Origin of the sequence: Arthrobacter sp. zg-Y1116, from assembly GCF_024385485.1 — a bacterium.
GTDB lineage: Bacteria > Actinomycetota > Actinomycetes > Actinomycetales > Micrococcaceae > Arthrobacter_B.
The window spans coordinates 1373305-1393240 of the sequence record NZ_JANFLR010000001.1; the positions used below are offsets into that span (position 1 = coordinate 1373305).

The 19936-nt window shown below is 66.5% G+C and carries 22 protein-coding genes and 1 other RNA gene; 10 read left to right on the forward strand and 13 right to left on the reverse strand.

From position 1 onward, the window contains the following. The first annotated feature begins 123 nt into the window (after nucleotides 1-123). Both NNX34_RS06580 and NNX34_RS06585 read left to right on the forward strand, forming a co-directional pair. On the forward strand, nucleotides 124-741 hold the full coding sequence (locus NNX34_RS06580; RefSeq protein ID WP_255765664.1) for an alpha/beta fold hydrolase: 618 nt from the start codon (nucleotides 124-126) through the stop codon (nucleotides 739-741). A 53-nt stretch (nucleotides 742-794) separates the two neighbouring features. Continuing rightward, the gene (locus NNX34_RS06585) at nucleotides 795-1238 is read left to right on the forward strand and encodes a CoA-binding protein (protein WP_255765665.1); all 444 of its coding nucleotides are present in this window, start codon (nucleotides 795-797) and stop codon (nucleotides 1236-1238) included. On the opposite strand, the gene NNX34_RS06590 is transcribed toward NNX34_RS06585, so the two are convergent. After that, nucleotides 1235-2068 (reverse strand): DUF1206 domain-containing protein, encoded by an 834-nt coding sequence (locus tag NNX34_RS06590; RefSeq protein WP_255765666.1) that lies wholly within the window; start codon nucleotides 2066-2068, stop codon nucleotides 1235-1237. The genes NNX34_RS06585 and NNX34_RS06590 overlap by 4 nt on opposite strands. Nucleotides 2069-2188: 120 nt before the next feature. On the opposite strand from NNX34_RS06590, the gene NNX34_RS06595 reads away from it, so the two are divergent. Further along, complete coding sequence (locus tag NNX34_RS06595; protein ID WP_255765667.1) at nucleotides 2189-2575, forward strand: MmcQ/YjbR family DNA-binding protein; 387 nt, start codon at nucleotides 2189-2191, stop codon at nucleotides 2573-2575. Next, entirely contained in the window at nucleotides 2572-3147 is a 576-nt protein-coding gene (locus NNX34_RS06600) for a DUF1990 family protein (RefSeq protein ID WP_255765668.1), read from the forward strand. The genes NNX34_RS06595 and NNX34_RS06600 overlap by 4 nt, the downstream gene beginning before the upstream one ends. Here the strand turns inward: NNX34_RS06600 and NNX34_RS06605 are convergent. From NNX34_RS06605 to NNX34_RS06625, 5 genes are all read right to left on the reverse strand, one after another. After that, entirely contained in the window at nucleotides 3123-3659 is a 537-nt protein-coding gene (locus NNX34_RS06605; RefSeq protein ID WP_255765669.1) for a GNAT family N-acetyltransferase, read from the reverse strand. The genes NNX34_RS06600 and NNX34_RS06605 overlap by 25 nt on opposite strands. A 207-nt stretch (nucleotides 3660-3866) precedes the next feature. Continuing rightward, nucleotides 3867-6176, reverse strand: a complete 2310-nt coding sequence (gene purL, locus NNX34_RS06610) for a phosphoribosylformylglycinamidine synthase subunit PurL (protein WP_255765670.1) — start codon at nucleotides 6174-6176, stop codon at nucleotides 3867-3869. Next, complete coding sequence (purQ, locus tag NNX34_RS06615; protein ID WP_370646980.1) at nucleotides 6173-6952, reverse strand: phosphoribosylformylglycinamidine synthase subunit PurQ; 780 nt, start codon at nucleotides 6950-6952, stop codon at nucleotides 6173-6175. The genes purL and purQ overlap by 4 nt, the downstream gene beginning before the upstream one ends. After that, nucleotides 6952-7206, reverse strand: coding sequence for a phosphoribosylformylglycinamidine synthase subunit PurS (gene purS / locus NNX34_RS06620; RefSeq protein WP_227920839.1), 255 nt, complete (start codon nucleotides 7204-7206; stop codon nucleotides 6952-6954). Before purS ends, purQ begins: the two co-directional genes overlap by 1 nt. A 125-nt stretch (nucleotides 7207-7331) precedes the next feature. Continuing rightward, nucleotides 7332-7559, reverse strand: a complete 228-nt coding sequence (locus NNX34_RS06625) for a hypothetical protein (protein WP_255765671.1) — start codon at nucleotides 7557-7559, stop codon at nucleotides 7332-7334. Nucleotides 7560-7691: 132 nt separating this feature from the next. Between NNX34_RS06625 and NNX34_RS06630 the strand changes: the two genes are divergently transcribed. Beyond that, on the forward strand, nucleotides 7692-8186 hold the full coding sequence (locus tag NNX34_RS06630) for a DUF4442 domain-containing protein (protein WP_255765672.1): 495 nt from the start codon (nucleotides 7692-7694) through the stop codon (nucleotides 8184-8186). Continuing rightward, the gene (locus tag NNX34_RS06635) at nucleotides 8179-8409 is read left to right on the forward strand and encodes a hypothetical protein (protein WP_255765673.1); all 231 of its coding nucleotides are present in this window, start codon (nucleotides 8179-8181) and stop codon (nucleotides 8407-8409) included. The genes NNX34_RS06630 and NNX34_RS06635 overlap by 8 nt, the downstream gene beginning before the upstream one ends. Here the strand turns inward: NNX34_RS06635 and NNX34_RS06640 are convergent, their stop codons facing one another. The 3 genes from NNX34_RS06640 to NNX34_RS06650 are packed head-to-tail and all read right to left on the reverse strand — an operon-like array spanning nucleotide 8410 to nucleotide 10455. Beyond that, complete coding sequence (locus NNX34_RS06640; protein WP_255765674.1) at nucleotides 8410-8964, reverse strand: hypothetical protein; 555 nt, start codon at nucleotides 8962-8964, stop codon at nucleotides 8410-8412. A gap of 46 nt (nucleotides 8965-9010) precedes the next feature. Next, nucleotides 9011-9535, reverse strand: coding sequence for an SRPBCC domain-containing protein (locus NNX34_RS06645; RefSeq protein WP_255765675.1), 525 nt, complete (start codon nucleotides 9533-9535; stop codon nucleotides 9011-9013). After that, a complete protein-coding gene (locus NNX34_RS06650; RefSeq protein ID WP_370647237.1) occupies nucleotides 9478-10455 on the reverse strand; it encodes a 3-methyladenine DNA glycosylase in 978 nt (325 codons plus the stop codon). Before NNX34_RS06650 ends, NNX34_RS06645 begins: the two co-directional genes overlap by 58 nt. Before the next feature lie 127 nt (nucleotides 10456-10582). On the opposite strand from NNX34_RS06650, the gene NNX34_RS06655 reads away from it, so the two are divergent. Next, nucleotides 10583-10798 carry a hypothetical protein gene (locus NNX34_RS06655; protein ID WP_255765677.1) on the forward strand — a complete coding sequence of 72 codons (216 nt, stop codon included), beginning with the start codon at nucleotides 10583-10585 and terminating at the stop codon, nucleotides 10796-10798. Nucleotides 10799-10882: 84 nt separating this feature from the next. Here NNX34_RS06655 and NNX34_RS06660 read toward each other — a convergent pair whose 3' ends face one another. Next, nucleotides 10883-12169 carry an aspartate kinase gene (locus tag NNX34_RS06660; protein ID WP_255765678.1) on the reverse strand — a complete coding sequence of 429 codons (1287 nt, stop codon included), beginning with the start codon at nucleotides 12167-12169 and terminating at the stop codon, nucleotides 10883-10885. A gap of 217 nt (nucleotides 12170-12386) precedes the next feature. On the opposite strand from NNX34_RS06660, the gene NNX34_RS06665 reads away from it, so the two are divergent. Continuing rightward, nucleotides 12387-13328: an ABC transporter ATP-binding protein gene (locus tag NNX34_RS06665; protein WP_255765679.1), complete on the forward strand. Its 942-nt coding sequence runs from the start codon at nucleotides 12387-12389 to the stop codon at nucleotides 13326-13328. Beyond that, a complete protein-coding gene (locus tag NNX34_RS06670) occupies nucleotides 13325-14389 on the forward strand; it encodes an ABC transporter permease (protein ID WP_255765680.1) in 1065 nt (354 codons plus the stop codon). Before NNX34_RS06665 ends, NNX34_RS06670 begins: the two co-directional genes overlap by 4 nt. Nucleotides 14390-14411: 22 nt before the next feature. Here NNX34_RS06670 and recR read toward each other — a convergent pair whose 3' ends face one another. The 3 genes from recR to ffs form a co-directional block, all read right to left on the reverse strand. After that, nucleotides 14412-15008, reverse strand: a complete 597-nt coding sequence (gene recR, locus NNX34_RS06675; protein WP_255765681.1) for a recombination mediator RecR — start codon at nucleotides 15006-15008, stop codon at nucleotides 14412-14414. Between the two features lie 105 nt (nucleotides 15009-15113). Then, a complete protein-coding gene (locus NNX34_RS06680; protein WP_255765682.1) occupies nucleotides 15114-18242 on the reverse strand; it encodes a DNA polymerase III subunit gamma and tau in 3129 nt (1042 codons plus the stop codon). Between the two features lie 78 nt (nucleotides 18243-18320). Beyond that, nucleotides 18321-18416: signal recognition particle sRNA small type (gene ffs / locus NNX34_RS06685), an RNA gene on the reverse strand. Between the two features lie 270 nt (nucleotides 18417-18686). On the opposite strand from ffs, the gene NNX34_RS06690 reads away from it, so the two are divergent. Beyond that, nucleotides 18687-19439, forward strand: coding sequence for a glucosamine-6-phosphate deaminase (locus tag NNX34_RS06690; RefSeq protein WP_370646971.1), 753 nt, complete (start codon nucleotides 18687-18689; stop codon nucleotides 19437-19439). Nucleotides 19440-19936 lie beyond the last annotated feature (497 nt).

Consider the following 19936-nt stretch of genomic DNA (forward strand, 5'->3'; position numbering starts at 1 on the left):
CACCTGCAGGCCGCGGGCATTGACCGCGCGCGCCGTCGGCTCCTAATTTTGGAACACGGTGCGTTAAGGCGGGCTCGTCAGCTCTCCTGCATCTTCCTACCCCCCAACCAGCAGGAGCCTGCCATGGAATCAGCTTCGGGTGCCTCCGGAATCGTGATGTCCGCCGATGGAACGCCCATTGCGTGGTCCCGGCAGGGCAGCGGCCCACCGTTGGCGATCGTGGGACCCCTGCTGGCGCACCGCAGCAGCCCCGCGACGGTGGTCCTGGCGGACGCCCTCTCGAAAAACCACACGGTCTACACCTATGACCGCCGGGGCATCGGGGAAAGCGGCATGGGCGAGGAATACACCGCGGAATCGGACGTTGACGACCTGCTGGCTGTCCTCCAGGTGGCGGGAGGAACAACCGACCTTTACGGGTTTGATGAAGGGGCGTTCCTGGCCCTAAGGGCCGCGGAGGAATCCACGGTGGTCAGCCGGGTGGTGGCCCTGGAACCCACCCTGTCCCTCGCTGACGGGGAGGACGAACTGATGGTCCTGCAGACCGAGATCGAGGGCCTCGCCGGTGTCCGGATCCCCGTTCTGGTTATGGCCGGCAGCAGCAGCGGCGAGGATACCCAGGACCTGGCGCGGCAGACCGCGGACGCCTTGGACTCCGGGGAGTTCCTGCTGCTGGAATCGGATAGCGGCGGCGTTCCCAACGCGGCCCTGACCGATGCCATCGAGTCTTTCCTGGGCTAGCCGGCTCGGGCGTAAGCTGAAGCCGAATCTTCGGGCTCAGCAAAGGACGGCAGATGTTCCAGTTCAACGGCGACAGCAGCGCACACGTCAACGACCCTGCGGTAATGGAGCGGTTGCTCCGGAACAAACCGGCCCGGTGGGCGATCGTGGGCTTGTCCAATAACCCGCTCCGCCCCGCCGTCGGCGTCTCACGCTTTGTCCAGGACCATCTGGGCATGGAGATCATTCCCGTGAGCCTGAAGGGCGATGACGTGCACGGCAACAAGGGATACCGCCGGCTCAGCGAAATCCCGGGAAGCATCGACGTGGTGGATTGCTTCGTGAATTCCGCCCGCGTGGGCGACATTGTGGACCAGGCCATCGAAGTGGGCGCCAAGGCTGTCTGGATGCAGCTCGGCGTGGTGGACGAAGCGGCAGCCGCGCGTGCAGCAGCGGCAGGGCTCGACGTCGTGATGGACGCCTGCCCGGTCATCGAAGCACCGCGCTTCGGGCTCTAGAGTTTGGCGAACCGGGCGCGGATGATTCCCATGTACAGCCCGTAGAGCATCAGGCCGATTCCCACTGCTGCCAGCGCCACCACGCCGAAGGGCTGGTCCCGCAGCGTATGCAGCGCACCGTCGAGGCCGGTGGACTCTTCCGGGTCCGCCTGTACGGCGGCCAGGGTGAGCAGCACCCCCAGGATGGCAAGCGACACTCCCTTGGCGATAAAGCCGGCCACGCCGGTGATGTCCACGGCCTTTGACCAGAGCCCGCCGGGGACGCCGGTGAGGTTCCGGCGGAAGCGGCGGGTGGCGCCCTTGAAAATGAAGTAGCCGCCGATCCCCACCACTACCAGTCCGGCGAGGCCCAGAATCCATTGGCCCGCTGGTACCGCCAGCAGGCGGGCGGTCCAGCTGACCGAGGAAGAGCTGCCGCCGTTGCTGCCGCGGCCCAGGGCGAACGAAGCGAAAATGGTTCCGATACCCCCGTAAACGAGCACCTGTCCGGCGTTGCTGGCCCGGTCCTTCCAGAGCTCCTTGTCCTTCAGCCGGTGTCCGGCAAGGAAGATGCGGCTGAGCTGGAACAGCGCCAGGGCGTAGCAGCCGAGGAAGCAGAACCAGAGGAGCACGTACCCGGCGGGCTGTTTGGCCACAGCGGCTACGGCTCCGCTGGTATCCGCGTTGCCGGATCCTCCGGCGTTGATCTGCAGGGCGATCGCGCCGATGACAATGTGCACGATCCCGCTTGCCACGTAGCCCACCCGGGCGAACCGCTCGAAGGCCGTGGAATCGGCGGCGCGCTCGGCGGCCTGGCTGACGGGGTCGGTACTGCGGTTGTTCTGCTTCAAACCGTTTTGTCCTTCGCTCCGCTGCCGGCATGCCCGCAGCTTTCCTACCTGTTCCTCCCATCCTGCCACCCGTGGGCTGCGGCAGTGCCACCGCACGGACGGCGGCGTTAGGCTTTCCACATGGATGCGGGTGAGCTTAAACGATTGTGCCTGTCCCTGCCCGGAGCGTTTGAAGATTTCCCCTTCGGGCCGGAGTCCTCGGTGTTCAAGGTGCGGGCTGCCGGCGGCAAAGCGAAAATGTTTGCCCTGACCGCCCTCGCCGGCGAGCCCCTGATGATCAGCCTGAAGTGCGAACCTGAGCTGGCCCTCCAGCTGCGCGCCGCCCATCCGGAAATCACGGGCGCCTGGCACATGAACAAGACGCACTGGAACCAGGTGGAAGTTGCCTCCGGCCTGCCGCACGGCATGATCCGGGACCTGGTGGAGGACTCCTATGACCTGGTGGTGGCGTCGCTGCCGCGAAAGGACCGGGAATCACTCGAGTGGAAGGGCCTGGCGGGCGGATGAGGGGCAACACCGGCTTCACCTACGCGGAGCAGGGGCTAACCGAGCGGCCTTATCCGGTGCCGATGACGGACCGCTGGCCGGCGGGTTACCGGCTGGTGCTGCGCAAGGAAGAACTGGAGGTGGCCGATCCGCGGGCCGGGTTCCTCCGCCTCACCAACGGGCTGCTGGACTGGGACCTGCATCGCCGGGCGGGGCTGTCGGTGCCCCCCGGCACGCCCCGCGCCGCCCCCGGTGTCGACATGGCTTCGGGGGTCGGGTTCTGGCGGGTGCGCTACTACGCGCCGTGCCGGGTGATCTGGGCAGCGGAAGCGGTGATCGACGACGACGGCTCGCCGGTCCGCGGGCAGCGCAGCGGTTTTGGCTACGGGACCTTGGCAGGGCACCCGGAGCGCGGCGAAGAAGGCTTTTATGCCGAACTGGACGAGGAGGGCCGGTTGTATTTCCGGATCGCCGCCTACAGCCGGCCAGGCAACCGGCTGGTGGGTGCCGCGAACGCCGTCAACGTGAGGGTCCAGCAGTTCTACACCAACCGGTACTTTGCTGCAGCCTACCGGCTGGCTTCCGGGAGCTGATCCCGCCGGAGGGTGAACTTCAGGGTGAGGCCGTTTTCCTCTTCCGGCATGAAGCCCGCGCTCAGGAGCAGGGATTGGGACGCGTCGTTGCCCGGCTCCGTGTACGCAATAATGGCGTCCACCTCCGGGTGGGTGAGCGCAAACCGCGCCAGGGCCACCAACGCTTCAGTGGCGTAGCCCTGTCCCTGGCGGGAGGGTGCAACGTTGTAGCTGACTTCCACCGTGCCTTCATCCGGCAGGCCGGCGAAGCCGATGGTTCCCACCACCAGCGTGGTGGATATTTCCCGGATCAGGCGGGTGCCGAACGTTGCCGCAGCGGGACCGAGCAATCCGGCCTCGAAGAACTGGCGGGCGGCGTCGTAGTCGGTGGGCTGGGGGAAGTCCTCCGCCCAGTCCGGGTGGCGCGTCTGGATGATGAGGGCGTCCACTTCCGCCACGGTCATCAGGTCCAGCGACAGGCGCTGCGTGGGAATGCCAGCGTCTGCGGCCAGGTTCTCGGGGATTATGCTCACGAGCTAATTTTGCACGTACTTTCGGGTTTTGCTTCATTCGGCGCACCCGGACCCGGAGGGCACTACTTGGTTTGGTGCCCGACAGGTACGAAGAGCATCCGAAACGAGTTCGCCAGGAGAAGTCCGAATAGCCCGGTGGACGTCGTGGGCTGCTGGAGCCTACACGGGCCCGGCCATGAACTGCCGGGCCCGTGCGGCCGCGGGATACTAGCCGAAATGCTTCGGCAGGGTGCCTTCGTGCGCAGCCTTCAGCTCATCGAGGGGCAGAGTGAAGTTGCTCTGGAAGTCCAGGGCACCGATTTCGGTATCCACCACGCCGATCCGGGCATGAGCGAAGCCGCGCGCCGAGCACATGTCCTTGAACCGGACCTCTTCGCTGCGGGCCACCGCGACGACGGCGCGGGCCTGGGACTCGGAGAACAGCAGGGTGAACAGGTCCACTCCGTCGCGTTCGCAGACTTCGCCAAGGCCGATCCGAGCACCGACGCCGAAGCGCAGGGCCATTTCGGACAGGGCGGCGGCGAGGCCGCCTTCGGAGAGGTCATGCGCGGCGTCGATCATTCCGTCGCGGGAGGCATTGACCAGCAGTTCCCCGAGCAGCTTCTCCGCCTGCAGGTCCACCTTCGGCGGCTGCCCGCCCAGGTGGCCGCGCAGGTTCGCGTATTCGGAACCGTCCAGCTCGTCCTGCGTGGTGCCCATCAGGTAAATGGCCTGGCCGTCCTGCCGCCAGCCCGACGGCGTGCGCCGGGCGACGTCGTCGAACACGCCCAGCACGCCCACCACGGGGGTGGGATGGATGGCGACGCCGCCGGTCTGGTTGTAGAGCGAGACGTTGCCGCCGGTGACGGGCACGCCGAGTTCGCGGCAGCCGTCGGCCAGTCCGCGTACGGACTCGGCGAACTGCCACATGACCTCGGGGTCCTCCGGGGAGCCGAAGTTCAGGCAGTCGGTGACCGCCAGGGGCTTTGCGCCGGCGGTGGACACGTTGCGGTAGGACTCGGCCAGGGCCAGCTTCGCGCCCTCGTACGGGTTGAGGTAGGAGTAGCGGCCGTTGGCATCGGTGGAAATCGCGACGCCCAGTCCGGTGGTTTCATCCACGCGGACCACACCGGCGTCGTCCGGCATGGCCAGGGCGGTGTTGCCCTGCACATAGCGGTCGTACTGGTTGGTGACCCAGGACTTGTCGCACATGTTCGGTGAGGCCATGAGTTCCAGGATGGCGTCCTTGACCGCGGCGCTGCCGAAGGGCCGTTCCGCGTTGAAGGAGTCGGCTTCGATGCTGTCCTGTGCGGCCGGGCGGGCCATGGGGCGCTGGTACACCGGTCCCTCATGCGCCACCGTGCGCGGATCCACGTCCACAATGGTTTCGCCGTCCCAATCGATGATCAGCCGGCCGGTGCCGGTGACCTCGCCGAGCCAGGAGTACTCCACGTTCCACTTGTCCATGATGGCCTCGAACGCTTCCACGTTCTCCGACGTCACCACGGCCATCATGCGTTCCTGGGACTCGGACATCAGGATCTCGCCCGGAGTCAGGGTGGGGTCGCGCAGCAGCACGTTGGTCAGTTCCACGTGCATGCCGCCGTCGCCGTTGGAGGCGAGTTCCGACGTCGCGCAGGAAATGCCGGCGGCGCCCAGGTCCTGGATGCCCTCCACCACGGAGGACTTGAACAGTTCCAGGCAGCACTCGATGAGCACCTTCTCCGCAAACGGATCGCCCACCTGGACGGCGGGACGCTTGGAGGGCTTGTCCGCGTCGAAGGATTCGGAGGCCAGCACGGACGCGCCGCCGATGCCGTCGCCGCCGGTGCGGGCGCCGAAGAGCACCACCTTGTTGCCGGCGCCGGACGCGTTGGCCAGGCGGATGTCCTCGTGGCGCATTACGCCCACGGCCAGGGCATTGACCAGCGGGTTGCCTTGGTAGACGGAGTCGAAGACCAGTTCCCCGCCGATGTTCGGCAGGCCCAGGGAGTTGCCGTAGCCGCCGATGCCGGAGACGATGCCGTGCACCAGGCGGGCAGTGTCCGGGTGGTCGATGGCACCGAAGCGCAGCGGATCCATCACGGCCACCGGGCGGGCGCCCATGGAGATGATGTCGCGGACAATGCCGCCGACGCCGGTGGCGGCGCCCTGGTAGGGCTCCACGAAGGACGGGTGGTTGTGGGATTCGACCTTGAAGGTCACGGCCCAGCCTTCACCGATGTCCACGACGCCGGCGTTCTCGCCGATGCCCACCAGCAGGTGTTCCTTCATTTTGTCGGTGACCTTGTCACCGAACTGCTTCAAGTGCACCTTGGAGGACTTGTAGGAGCAGTGCTCGGACCACATCACCGAGTACATGGCCAGTTCCGCCGCGGTGGGGCGGCGGCCCAGGATCTCCACGACACGGTGGAATTCGTCTTCCTTCAAGCCGAGCTCGGCCCAGGGCAGTTCCGTGTCCGGGGTGGCGGCGGCGTGCTCAACGGTGTCGATGCGGAACTTCTTCTGCTCAGCGGCAGCACTGGGGGAAACGGTCATGACTTGCCTCCGGCAACGAGCGAGTTGAGTACAGAGCTGAAGATGCGCAGCCCGTCGGTGCCGTAGCCCAGGCCGACCTCGCCGTAGGCGGAGGAATCCGGGCCGAAGCCGGGTTCGACGGCGTGTTCGGGGTGGGGCATCAGCCCGACGACGTTCCCTGCGGCGTTGGAAATGCCGGCGATGCCGCGGCGGGACCCGTTGGGGTTCCCGCCGTCGTAGCGGAAGACCACCCGGCCTTCGCCTTCCAGCTCGTCCAGCGTCTTCTCATCCGCGACGTACTGTCCGTCCTGGTTTTTCAGCGGAACCACCATGCCGGCGCCGGGTTCGTAGGCGGAGGTCCAGGCGGTGCTGTTGTTTTCCACCCGCAGCAGCTGGTCCGCGCAGGAGAACCTCAGGTGGTTGTTCTTGATCATGGAACCGGGCAGAAGGTGCGCCTCGGTGAGGATCTGGAAGCCGTTGCAGATGCCCAGTACGGGCATGCCGCCGGCGGCGGCGTCCACTACCTTTTCCATGAGCGGTGCGAAGCGGGCAATCGCGCCGGCGCGCAGGTAGTCCCCGTAGGAGAACCCGCCGGGGATGATCACGGCGTCCACTGACTGCAGATTCGCTTCGGCGTGCCAGAGCCCGACGGCGGTGCCGCCGGCGATGGTTACCGCGCGGGCGGCGTCGCGGTCATCCAGGGTGCCGGGGAAGGTGATGACACCCACCCGGACCGCGCGGAGCGCGTCGTTTTCGGGGGCAACGGAAAAGTCGCCGATCAGGGGGGTACTCAAGATCAGGCCTCCGGGATTACTTCAACGCGGGTGACGTCTTCGATCACGGGGTTGGAGAGCAGCGTGGCGGCGGCGGTGCGGGCCTGCTCCAGGATTTCGGGGGTGACGTCTCCGTCTACGGTGAGCTCGAAGCGCTTGCCCTGGCGGACTCCGGCGAAGCCGGTCAGTCCCAGGCGGGGGAGCGCCCCTGCAATGGCTTTGCCCTGCGGATCGAGGATTTCAGGCTTGGGCATAACGTCAACAACGATCCGGGGCATCCGGCAGCTCCTCTAAACGAGATGGGTGGCCGCGGACCTTGCCGTCTCACGCTGATTCAGCGCTCCGCGAGCTTGCACTTGCCATTCTAGCCGCGTTACCTGCGTTACGGTGACGACTCCGGGCCCTAGGCCGGGATCTCCAGCTGGAAGCCGCAGACGCAGCGGAGCACGGTGGTTTCCAGCTGTACATCCACCGGTTCCTGCGGCATGGATTCCACAGTGATCGGTTCGAAGATGGAGAGCTGCCGGCTGTCCCGGGGCTGCATGGGTTCGCCGCAGTGCATGTAGTCGGCGTCGTCGGACTCGAGGATCCCTCGTGCCCAGAGGTATTGGTCCTTTGCTTCTATAGACATTTTTGCGCTTTCAGTCGGTCCGGAACTCCGTTGTCCGGGAGAATACTAAGCATGCTTATTCAATAGTAGGCCATGAGGTGTCGGGTCGGGGGCCATTGTGTGAGCTGGATTACCTCTGGTTAGAGTGGGCCCGTGAGACTCCTGCAAGCAAGCCCGGCCACGGTCCGCCGGCTAATGAACCTGTGGCCGCCCTTTGCCTTTACCGGCATTCGGATCACCCGACTGGACCCTGAATACCTGGGTGTCTCTGTGCGGCTGCGGTCCTACTGGTGGAACAAGAACGTGGCCGGCGTGCATTTCGGCGGCTCCCTGTTCGCGATGACGGACCCGTTCTGGATGATGATGCTGCTCCACCACCTCGGCCGCGACCACGTGGTCTGGGACCGTGCCGCGGAGATTGAGTTCCTGAAGCCGGGAAAGGGCGAGCTGACCGTCCGCTTCACCCTGGACCGGGCCGACGTCGGGCGGCTGCGCAAGCTCGCGGCCGGCGGCGACAAGGTACTTGAGTGGTTCTCGGTGGATGTTACCGACGGTTCAGGGGACGTTGTGGCACGGGTCCGCAAGCAGGTCTACGTGCGGCTCAAGCGCGACCGGGCAGTGTCTACGGAAGGAAACGGCAATGAATAACGGAGCGAACCCCCTGATCCCGACGGGCTGGGAGTTCCTGGTCACCGGAATTTCCGCGGCCCTGATCATCCTGCTGGTGGTCGCCGTCGTCCGCCTGGCCCGCTCGAGTGCAGTCACTGCCGGGGAGCGGCTTGGACTGCTTGTCTTCTGCCTGATATTCCCCGTGCTGGGACCCATTTGCACGTTGGTGATCCTGGGCCGCCGAGAAAGCGTGCGCCGGTAACTAGAGGGAGCCGTCCGCGGGGCCCAGCAGGGCGGTAAGCCGTTCCCAGCGTGAAATCTGGCAGCCGTCAGTCAGCGAGAAGGTTGTGTCCACGGCCTCGCCGCGGACCATGCCGGTGACGTGTGCGCGCTGCATTCCGCGGATCTCCTGGGTGCACATCAAGCCCGCCGCCGGCTCCGCGAGGGCGGCCACCCCCTGTTCCGCGAGCACGGCACAGGCACCGGCAGGATCCGGTACGGTCGAGCCTTCCCGGGGCGCGGCGCCGTCGCACTGCAGCGTCCACGTGCTGCTCGGCGTCGTTCCGTCCGCACTGAACTCGACGGTCAGCGAGACCGGTGCCTCCGCGGCGGTCCCGCCGGTCCCGGGAGCGGGGGTAGGGGAGCCGGTCGGTGTGGGCGAACCGACAGGCGAGGCCGGCGCCGTCGTTGACTCACTGGGGGAGCCCGTGGATTCCCCGGGATCCGGAGAACGGCCGGAATCGGCGCCGCAGGCTGCCAACAGGACGGCGGAGCACAGCAGCATGGGGACTACTGCTATTCCTCGAATGTTGCGCACTGTTCGGCCTCCATTGGTAGCGGAGCCACCAGCCTAGCCAACGCTGTCAAGCAGGGTCGGTCGAATCCGCAGCAGCGTCTGCCTGCGCCGCGAAGTAGGCATCCTGGCTTGGGAAGTAGTCCTCGAAGTCCGGCGCCGGGCCGCCGCTGCGGGCGGCCAGCAGCCGGTCCAGATAGTATTCCCAGCCCGGCCCGATGCTTGAAGCGGCCTGCGGGTCCTCCAGATGGTGGATGAAGTCCAGTGCGGTGCCGGCCGGATCGTCCCGGAGCCGGATCTCCAGGTCCCAGCCGCCGTATTCATCCTCCACCAGCAGGCGCAGCAGTTCCGGAGAGACGCACTCCGCTATCCGGACCCGGCTCCAGGGCAGGCCCTCTTCGAAGAGCAACTGCAGGTCAACGGTGCCGCCCCTGCCCGGGGTTCCTTCCCAGCGGCCGAACCACTGGGCCGTCAGGTCGGGGTCGGTGAAGCTGGGCCAGACGGCCGCAGCCGGTTCGGGAAAACTGCGGTGAAGAATCAGGTCGTAGGACTCGGGTCCGGTGCGGATAACCCGGCCGGTCGGTTCTGGCTGCATAGCTGTCCTCCAAAGGGTTCCAGCAGGCTCAGGATGCGCGCCCGCAACTGCTGCGATTCCTCGGCGAAGCCGCGTTGTGCGGCTGCGTACTGCGCCCGGCCGGCAGGGGTTTCCACCGCAATCGGGGTGTAACCCCAATCAGCCAGGTCGTAAGGGGAGGCGCACATGTCCATTTCCCGGATGCGCCAGGACAGCTCGAAGGCGTCCATAACCACCTCGCTGGGGAGCAGCGGCACCAGTTTGTAGGCCCATTTGTACAGGTCCATGTTGGCGTGCAGGCAGCCGGGCTGTTCCAGGTCGCGCTGGTTCTCGCGGGTGGGTTTGAGCTCGTTCAGGGGCACTGCTTCCGGGGTGTAGAACCGGAAGGCATCGAAGTGGGTGCAGCGGATCTTGCTGCGTTCCACCAGTTCGTCCGTCCCGGCGGCACCGAGCCGCAGCTGCAGGTAATCGTGCCGGATGCCGTTGTCCTCCGACTTGTAGGCCATGGCCCACTCGTGCATGCCGAAGCATCCGAGCACCGGCTTCCGGGCGGCCGTGCGGGAAAGCAGCATGGTGGTGAACCCCAGGGCGTCTCCGCGCACCGCGGCGAACCCATCGGTGTCCACGGTGACGGCGGGTGTTCCGGCGTCGATCCCCGCGGCGTCCCGTTCCGCTTCCGTCAGTGTCCGGTAGAACTTCCACCCGGTGCGCTCGAGTGCGGACGGACCGGTGAGGACGACGCCGGCGCCCGGGTGCCAGCGCAGCAGCTGGCCGGGTTTCTGCGAGTAGTAGGTGAAGAGGAAGTCCTCCACCGGGTGCTTCCGCCCGGCCGAGCGCCGTGCCAGGAATCCTTCGGTGAAGGGCCGGACGCGTTCTTCGTGCGCGGACTGCCGCGGCAGCCATTGGTCCTCGCTGAGGACGGTGGGGTGGGCGGGAGCAATCACCGTTCCATTATCCTGCCTCGCGGTACGCCCGTCATCCGCTGGTTCAGGCAGGGCTTGGTTGACGGAAAATACCAACCTGATCGTTAGTACGATAGGAGCGTAATGCCCGTCGGAAAGGTGCAGCATGGTTGAGAAGGAAAGCTTTGTAACCCGGTTCATGCGGACCACGGGCAAGGTGCGGCTGATCTTCGGACCCGCGCAGCAGGGGTCGCTGGACCATCCGATGACGGAGGAAAACCAGGCGCTGCTCAAGGAGCAGCAGGCCCAGGAAAAGGCGATGTGGGAAACCGTCACCCGGCCGGACGGAAGCAGCTACATCGTCTCGCGGAAGCCCGAATAAGCTCCGAATGCGCTCCGGATAGCCAGAGGCCGGCACCGCCTGGGTGCCGGCCTCTTTGCTGCCCGATGTCAGGCCGCCGCGGCCCTAGCGCCCGGTGCCGCCGTACACCGTGGCCTCGCTGTCGCCGTCGAGCCCGAAGGCCGCGTGCACCGCGCGTACTGCGGTGTCCAGCAGCTTGGCGCTGGTGACCACGGAGATGCGGATCTCGGAGGTGGAGATCATGTCGATGTTCACCCCGGCGGTGTGCAGCGCTTCGAAGAAGCGGTGCGAGACGCCCGGGTTAGACCGCATGCCTGCGCCGATCAGGGAGAGCTTGCCGATCTGCTCGTTGTAGTGGATGGTGTCGAAACCGACCTCGGCCTTGGCGGCGTTGAGCGCGTCGATGGCTTCCTTGCCGTCAATGATGGGCAGCGTGAAGGAGATGTCCGTCCGGCCCGAACCCTGGGTGGAAACGTTCTGCACGATCATGTCGATGTTGGAGTTGGCGCCCGCCACGATGCCGAAGATTTCCGCGGCCTTGCCGGGGATGTCCGGAACACCCACCACCGTGACCTTGGCTTCGGAACGGTCATGGGCAACGCCGGAGATGATGGGCTGTTCCAAGGGTTCTCCCTCTTGAATCTTGATCTTGTCATCGGGGCTGGGCAGAACCCAGGTTCCCTCGTGTGAACTGAAGGATGAGCGGACGTGCAGGGGAACGCCGAAGCGCCGGGCGTATTCCACGCAGCGCAGGTGCAGGATCTTGGCACCGGAAGCGGCCAACTCCAGCATTTCCTCGCTGGAAATCTTCTCGATCTTCTGGGCGCTCGAAACCACCCGCGGATCGGCGGTGTACACGCCGTCGACGTCGGTGTAGATCTCGCAGACATCGGCTTCCAGAGCTGCGGCCAGGGCCACCGCCGTGGTGTCCGAACCGCCGCGGCCAAGGGTGGTGATGTCGTGGCTGTCCTGGCTGACGCCCTGGAAGCCGGCCACGATGGCGATATCGCCCCGCTCGATGGCGGTCTTGATGCGGTGCGGGGACACGTCAATGATCCGGGCCTTGCCGTGGATCGCATCGGTGATCATGCCCGCCTGGCTGCCGGTGAAGGACTGGGCAGAGCCGCCGAGCTGGTTAATGGCCATAGCCAGCAACGCCATCGAGATACGTTCCCCGGCGCTGAGCAGCATGTCCATTTCCCGGGCATTGCCCTGGGTGGTGATCTGGCCGGCCAGGTCCAGCAGCTCATCGGTGCTGTCGCCCATGGCGGAGACGACAACCACCACTTCGTTTCCGGCGGCATGGGTATCCACCACGCGTTTCGCCACGCGCTTGATGCCGTCGGCGTCCGCTACGGAGGAACCGCCGAATTTCTGCACTATCAGGCTCATGCGTACACTTTCTCAAGTTTCATTGTGGTTGCTGGTGCCCGGCATCTTCGGCGCGGCTTCGAACTGTTCTCCCCGGAAAGCGGGCGGTACTACCCACAACGTCCGTCCAGAAAGTCTATCGCCGCCGTCGGGAAGTCCCGAAATACACGTGCGTAACCTGCGGCCCACCGGCGAGTCCGGGCGCAGTGCACGACGCCCGGCCCCTAGGGTGGGCGCCATGGGGAAGAGAGCCGTCACAGGCACCGGCGTGGTCGCCGAAGGGATTCAGCGCAGCTTCGGAAATGTCGCAGCGATCCGCAACATGGACTTCACCGCGCCCGCCGGCGAGGTCACGGCATTGATCGGTCCGAACGGCTCCGGGAAGACCACCCTGCTGCTGATCCTGGCATCCCTGCTGGCCCCCGACGCCGGATCGGTGCGGATCAACGGCTTCGACCCGTTGGTGGACCCGCGCCGGGTGCGCGCGGGGATGGGCTGGATGCCGGACACCCTGGGCACCTGGGGATCCCTGACCGCGCGGGAAATCCTGGTCACGGTGGGCGGCCTCTACGGTATGGAGCGCTCGTTGGCCGGACAGCGGACGGCCGAGCTGCTGGAAACCGTTCATCTCACCGACTTCGCGGACAAGCCGGCACGTGTGTTTTCCCGCGGCCAGCAGCAGCGGCTGAGCCTGGCCCGCGCGCTGATCCATGACCCGTCGGTCCTGCTGCTGGATGAACCGGCGTCGGGGCTCGATCCGGGATCCCGGGTGGACCTGCGGGTGCTGCTGCGCCGGCTCGCTGCCGAAGGCAAAACCGTGGTGGTGTCTTCGCACGTGCTCTCGGAACTGGACGAAATGGTGGATCGGGCGGTCTTCGTGGCCCGCGGCGAGACGGTGAAAACCCAATCACTGGCCGACGCCGATGCGCAGGAACGCTGGTACGCCATCCGCTCCCTGAACACCGGTTCCCTGCTGCGGCAGGTGGACGAGCGCGGCATCCCATATCGCCAGCAGGGCGGCGCCGCCCGGCCGGAGGTCCAGGTCCGGTTGGCGGGGGACGCCGCCGCGGCCGAGCTGCTGCGGTCCCTGGTGCTGGCCGACGTCGCCGTTACGGCCTTTGCGCCGGCCGGCGGTGCCTTGGAGGAGACCTACATGAGTTTGGACGCTGATCGCGGATGAGTACGCAGACCCTTACCCCTGATGCCCCGGCGCTCGGCTATTGGCGCGGGGTGCGTTCCGTCTTCGCACTGGAGATGAAGCAGCGGCTGCGCTCCCGCAGCTGGTATGTGCTGCTGGTTGTCTGGTTTGTGGTGATCGGGTTGGTGGCCACCCTGACGGCGCTGAGTTCCTCCGCCACCTCGGGGCCGCAGGGCCCGGTGCTTTACGAGCTGATGGTTGGCTTCATCCTGTTCTTTGGACTGCTGCTGGCACCGGCGCTTTCAGCCAATGCCGTCAACGGCGACCGTGCAGCCGGAACGCTGGCCATCCTGCAGGTCACCCTCCTGCGCCCCGGCCAGATCCTTGCCGGGAAGTGGCTGGCGTCCTGGCTGGCGTCCATGGGGTTCCTCGTGGCCAGCATTCCCTTCCTGCTGTGGGCCCTGGCCCTGGGCGGTGTCCAGCCGCTCTCCGCCGTGGTGGCGGTCGTTATGCTGGCCGTGGAACTGGGGATCGTCTGCGCGGTGGGGGTGGGCGTTTCCGCCCTGGCCGCCCGTCCGCTGTTCTCCATTGTGGTCACCTACATGCTGGTGGCCCTGCTGGGGCTGGGCACCCTGATCGCGTTTGGGTTGAGCGGCTTCCTGACCGAGGAGACCGTTAAGGTCAGCAGTTCCGCCTCCTATTCCTACGATGGAAACGGCGCCGAGGAATACACCTGTTCGGGTCCGCTGATGGACGTGTCCGTGGCACATACGGAGCGAATCGCGTGGATCCTTGCGGTCAACCCCTTCGTGGTGGTGGCCGATTCGATTCCCGTCACGTCGGAGCGGGACGAAAACGGATACACCGCCAGCGGAGTGATGGAGGGGATCAGCACAGTGGTGCGACTGGCCCAGGCCGGACCGGACTTCAGCACGCCGTGCATCAACGGCGAAGTCCGGGAGGGCGGCCAACCCGACGTGCCGCCGATCTGGCCGCTGGGGCTCACGCTCCAGGCCGCGCTGGCTGCGGCGCTGGTTTTCCTGGGCCGGCGCAAGCTGCGGACGCCGGTCCGCAGGCTCGCTGCCGGGACACGGATCGCCTAGCGGCCCATGGAAGCGTCCTGGCTTAGGACATGCTCCGACGGCCCTCAAAGGCGCGGCCGAGGGTGATTTCATCCGCGTATTCCAGGTCCCCGCCCACGGGCAGGCCGGAGGCCAGGCGCGTGACCTTGATGCCCAGGGTCTTGAGCATCCGCACCAGATAAGTAGCCGTGGCTTCGCCCTCGAGGTTCGGGTCGGTGGCGATGATGATTTCGGCGATCTGCTCATCCGACAGCCGGCTGAGCAGCTCCCGGATGCGCAGCTGGTCCGGACCGATGCCGGCAATCGGATTGATGGCGCCGCCCAGCACGTGGTAGCGGCCGCGGAAGGACCGCGTACGCTCCACCGCAATCACGTCCTTGGACTCTTCGACCACGCAGATCATGGTCGGATCCCGCCGCGGGTCCCTGCAGATGGTGCAGGTTTCCTGCTCCGTGACGTTGCCGCAGACACTGCAGAACTTCACCCGGTCCTTGACCGTGACAATGGCCGTGGCCAGCTTCTTCATGTCATCGGGATCGGACTCGAGGATGTGGAACGCGATGCGCTGGGCGGACTTGGGCCCGACGCCGGGAAGACGGCCTAGTTCATCGATGAGTTCCTGAACGGCACCTTCGTACACGTAACCTTCTCTGCTGGGTTGAACTGCGTTTATAGCTGGCTGTTACCGGAGTATTCCGCATGCTGCGGGCCCCGGAGCGGGCGTCTTACGGGGGACCAGCGCTGGTCAGCGGCCGTCCAGGCTGCGTTCCTCGATCAGCCGCCCGCCCAGAATCCGTTCGATCGCCTTACGCCCCACCAGACCGGAATCCTCAAGCGTGATGTCATCCGCGCTGGGAACATCTTCGACGTAGGTCGAGTCTACTGGGCGGCTCCCCCGGACGGGGGCTCCGCCGCCGCGCTGGGCAGCTTCATTGAGGAGCTTCTGGTAACGGCTCAGCGGCTGGTTGGGAGCACCGCCGGAAGGGGCGGCGGGGGACATCGTCGTCGGCGGAACGGATGTCCGGACGCCTGGTGCTGCTGCACCCCGGTCCTGACCCGGCGCCGTCGTGGTTCCGGGCCGGGCGGTCAAGCCGGCGGGGGCGGCCGACGCCGACGCCGGTGCCGACGCCGGTGCCGCAGCCCGCGGGGCGCCCGCGGGTACGGCTGATGACGGGGAGGTCTGTGCGCCGCCGGCCCGGCTGTCCGCCGCGGAGTTTCCGCCGGCCGGTCGGGTGGTGGACCCGGTGCCGGCCCAATCGGTACTCGCCCATTCGGAGTCCGAGAGGTGTCCGCCGGAGTACACATCCACGGGCGCTTCGGCGGTTTCCCAGGCGTTGCTTTCGGGTGCGTCGTTGAATGGATCGCTCGGCTCGTCCGGCCAGGGCTCATCGGAAGGACGGTTTCCGGCTGAGCGCCCTGCAGCTCGTGCGCCGGAGCTGCCGTTCCGGCCGGAGGTTCCGCGGGCGGCCTGGCCCGGACCGGTGGACGGAGTTCCGCCGCCGTTGGAACTGCCGGCGCGGCGCCGGAGGGCAGCCGTAGCCGCGTTGACCGGAGCGCCTGGTGCCGCCGGTTCGGGTGCGGCCACCGGTGCTGCAACGGCCTGAGCCTGCTGCGTCGGAACTGCACGGTTCGCTGGCGTTGCTGGCTCCGCTGCCGGTGCTGGTGCCGCTGCCGCAGGCGCCGTTGCCCTCGGGGCCGAATCCGGGCCCGGAGCCGACGCTGCGCGCGAGTCCGGGGCAGCAGCCCCGGTCATCTTGGCGGTTTCGCTGGAAGGAGCGGCGGCAGCCGTGGTGCTTCGACCATCCTGCACCGACGGAGCTTGGGCTGCAGGCGCCTGCGCCGGTCGTGCCTGAGCCGGTTGTGCCTGAACTACCGGTGCCTTGGCGGCCGGTGCGGATGCCGGCGCTTGCCGGCTATCGGCTTTTGGGCCCGACTCACCCGCTGACGCCGAGCTGTCATGGATCGGATTGATCTGGCAGTCCAGCGCCAGGACCTGATGGATCGCCTTGCGCAGGTTCTCCAAATGGTCGGGGCGGTTGAAGTTGGTGGCCGCGCCGGGGTTGGTGAAGGCAAGTTCAAGAACCTTGCCGTCAAAGGCGCGCGGGCTGGAGTTTTTGCTGACGTTCAGCCAGGTGGCACGGCGGATGCTGGTCAGGGCATCCATGATTTCCGGCCAGGCACGGCGGATCATCTCGATCTGCCCGCTTCCGCCGGCCGGTGCCGAAGCGGGACCGCCGGCCGGAGCCTGCCGCTGCTGAGGCTGGACCTGCTGGGCCGGTGCCTGCTGCGCCGGCTGCGACTGCGCGGGCTGGGACACCGGCTGCGACTGGGCGGGCTGCGACTGCGCTGGCTGCGACGGTCCGCCAGCGGCAGGGCGGGAACCGTTGGATCCCGCTGCGGGCGCGGCGCTTGAAGCGGCAGGGGCATCCGCCGGGGAAGGCGCCTGCGCCGGGGTGGACCACGTGCCGCCCCAGTCCAGGGAACTTCCGGCGGGCTTGCTGTCCTGGCTGGAGGCTGCCGGTGCGGCAGGGGTTGCTGCTGCATCCGGGGCGGGCGTTGCCGCAAAGTCGGTTCCCCGGGGAGATGCCGGAGCTTCGTCCACCGCAGGAGCTGAAGCAGCTGCCTGCGAAGCCGTGGGTGCGGCCGCGGGAATGGTGTTCACCGGAGACGCTGCAGCTGCAGCGCGGCCCATGGCCTCGGTGGGATCACCTGCATAACTGAGCCGGCGCTCCAAGCGGTCCACCCGTGCGGCCGTCCCGCGTTCGGCCTGGTCTGCGGCCGGAAGCAGAATACGGGCGCAGAGCAGTTCGAGGTGCAGCCGCGGCGACGTGGCACCGGTCATCTCGGTCAAGGCAGTGTTGGTGATGTCTGCGGCGCGGGATAGTTCACTGCTGCCCAGCTGGGTGGCCTGGGTCTGCATCCGGTTGATCTGGTCTTCCGGCATGCCGCGGAGCACGGTGGATGCGCTGTCCGGCATGGCGTTGACGATGATCAGGTCCCGGAAGCGTTCCAGCAGGTCTTCCACAAACCGGCGGGGATCCTGGCCGGTCTGGATGACACGGTCCACGGCGCGGAATACGGTAGCTGCGTCTGCGGCGGCAACTGCGTCGACGACGTCGTCGAGCAGCGACACCGGGGTGTAACCCAGCAGCGAAACGGCCAATTCGTAGTCCAGGCCGTCGGGGCCGGCGCCGGCCATGAGCTGGTCAAGGACGGAAAGGGTGTCGCGCACGGACCCGCCGCCGGCGCGGATCACCAGGGAAAGGACGCCCGGGGCGACCGCTACGTTCTCCTGCGCGCAGAGCTTTTCAAGGTAAGCCAGCAGCGGCTCCGGCGGAACGAGGCGGAAGGGGTAGTGGTGCGTGCGGGACCGGATGGTGCCAATGACCTTGTCCGGCTCCGTGGTGGCGAAGATGAACTTGATGTGTTCCGGCGGCTCTTCCACGATCTTCAGCAGGGCGTTGAAGCCGGCGGACGTGACCATGTGGGCCTCGTCGATGATGAAGATCTTGTAGCGGTCCCGGACCGGGGCGAAGGTGGCGCGCTCCCGGAGGTCGCGGGCGTCGTCGACGCCGCCGTGGCTGGCCGCGTCAATCTCGATGACATCGAGGCTGCCGGACCCGTCGCGGGCCAGTTCAACGCAGCTGTCGCACTTGCCGCAGGGGACCGGGGTGGGGCCCTCGGCGCAGTTCAGGCAGCGGGCAAGGATGCGCGCAGAGGTGGTTTTGCCGCAGCCGCGCGGGCCGGAGAAGAGGTACGCGTGGTTAACGCGGTTCTTTTGCAGGGCCGCCATCAGCGGCTCCGTGACGTGCTCCTGGCCGATCACGTCTGCGAAACTCTCGGGACGGTAGCGGCGGTAAAGGGCTGTACTCACAGATAGAAGCCTATCGGTTGGCACTGACGGTTTTTCCTCCGGCGGCAGGCACGGTGGAAACTCCACTTCCTCAAAAAAATTAAAGACCCCCCATGCACCTGCCAGAGCCCGCTTACCCTTGCTACCTTCCGGTCCTGGGGGAGTTCACAGGATGACACCACATGAGGGGCCGGGAACCAGTCTACCCGAAAATTCCGGGCCTCGACTCGCAGCGGATCCGGGGTGTATCTCCGGGGTATAGAGCCATACTGCGGGTACGGAGCCATACTGGAAAACCCGCCGGATCAGGAGTGTGCCCATGCAGCGTTCCCCAGCTATGCAGGTAGAGACAGCCCGGACAGCAGCCCCTGCGCTTCCCGTGCTGCCGGACCTGCCGAGCGAACCCGCATCGAGTCCCGACTTTCCCGCTCTATATAGGGCCGGCGATGTTCCCGGGGCGCCGCATTGAGTCTCGCCCTATATACGGTTCCCGACGCCGCCGGGCTGGGCGCGCTTGGTGCCTCCTTTATAGAGGTGCTGGTTCGGGACCGGCCGGATGCCGTACTTGGGCTCGCCACGGGGTCCTCGCCCCTGCCGGTGTACCGGGCGCTGGCGGAGCATGAACTGGACCTGTCCCGGGTACGGGCGTTTGCCCTGGATGAGTATGTTGGACTGCCGGCCGACAGTGAACAGTCCTATGCCGCCGTTATAGACAGGGAGGTCACACGCCCCCTCGGATTGGATCCGCGCTGTGTGTCCGTTCCGGACGGCAGTGCGGAGGACCCCGCCGAAGCGGCCGAAGCCTTCGAACGCCGGCTGGAAAGTGCCGGGGGAGTGGACCTTCAGCTGCTGGGGATCGGGCATAACGGCCATTTGGCCTTCAACGAGCCCGGCTCATCCTTGGATTCGCGTACCCGGGTGCAGCGCTTGTCCGAAACCACGCGGAGGGCCAACGCCCGGTTCTTCCCTTCCACGGGGGAGGTTCCGCAGTTCTGCATTACCCAGGGGCTGGGGACCATCCGCCGTGCCAGGCACCTGCTGCTGTTGGTCCGCGGCGGGGATAAGGCAGGAATCCTGGCTCGGGCACTGACCGGACCGGTGGGTGTTGATTGCCCGGCCTCCATCCTCCAGTTGCATCCGCGGGTCACTGTCATCACGGATGAGGCAGCGGCCTCCGGGCTGGCGGGCCTGGAAGAAGCCCTGCTTCCGCCCGGATAGGGTGGGGCCTGCCGTGGGAACCCGTGCCGGGCGGCCGTCTGATGCCTGCGGGAAGGCGCCGGAAACGACGCCGGAATCGGGCGGGAAATGCGTGTCCGGAGTCACCCCGAATCCGATTTGCAGCTGGGGGCAAACGTGTGTAAAGTTTTCTAAGTCGCCGCGGCCGGGACGCTGGAAAAGCGCCCGAGCATGGCGGCCAAACCCCAACAAAAAACAGAGTCCAACCAGTGCGCGCCCTTCGCGGGGCCGGTGGAAAAGACTCCGGTTGATGCTGGGTCCGGAACGGCGGAAAACGCCTTTCACGGGCTCCCGACAAGGGAAACCGCGAATTGCAAATAACGCCGGAATGGAATAAGATATAAAACATTGCAGCGAAGAAGAAAAGGAAAACATTGTTTTCCCGAGTATTTTCGGATTGCGTCTGTTGTTTGAGAACTCAATAGTGTGCCAAGTTTATTGATACCAATTTATTTTGATTGGTTGAACAGGCCGTTTCC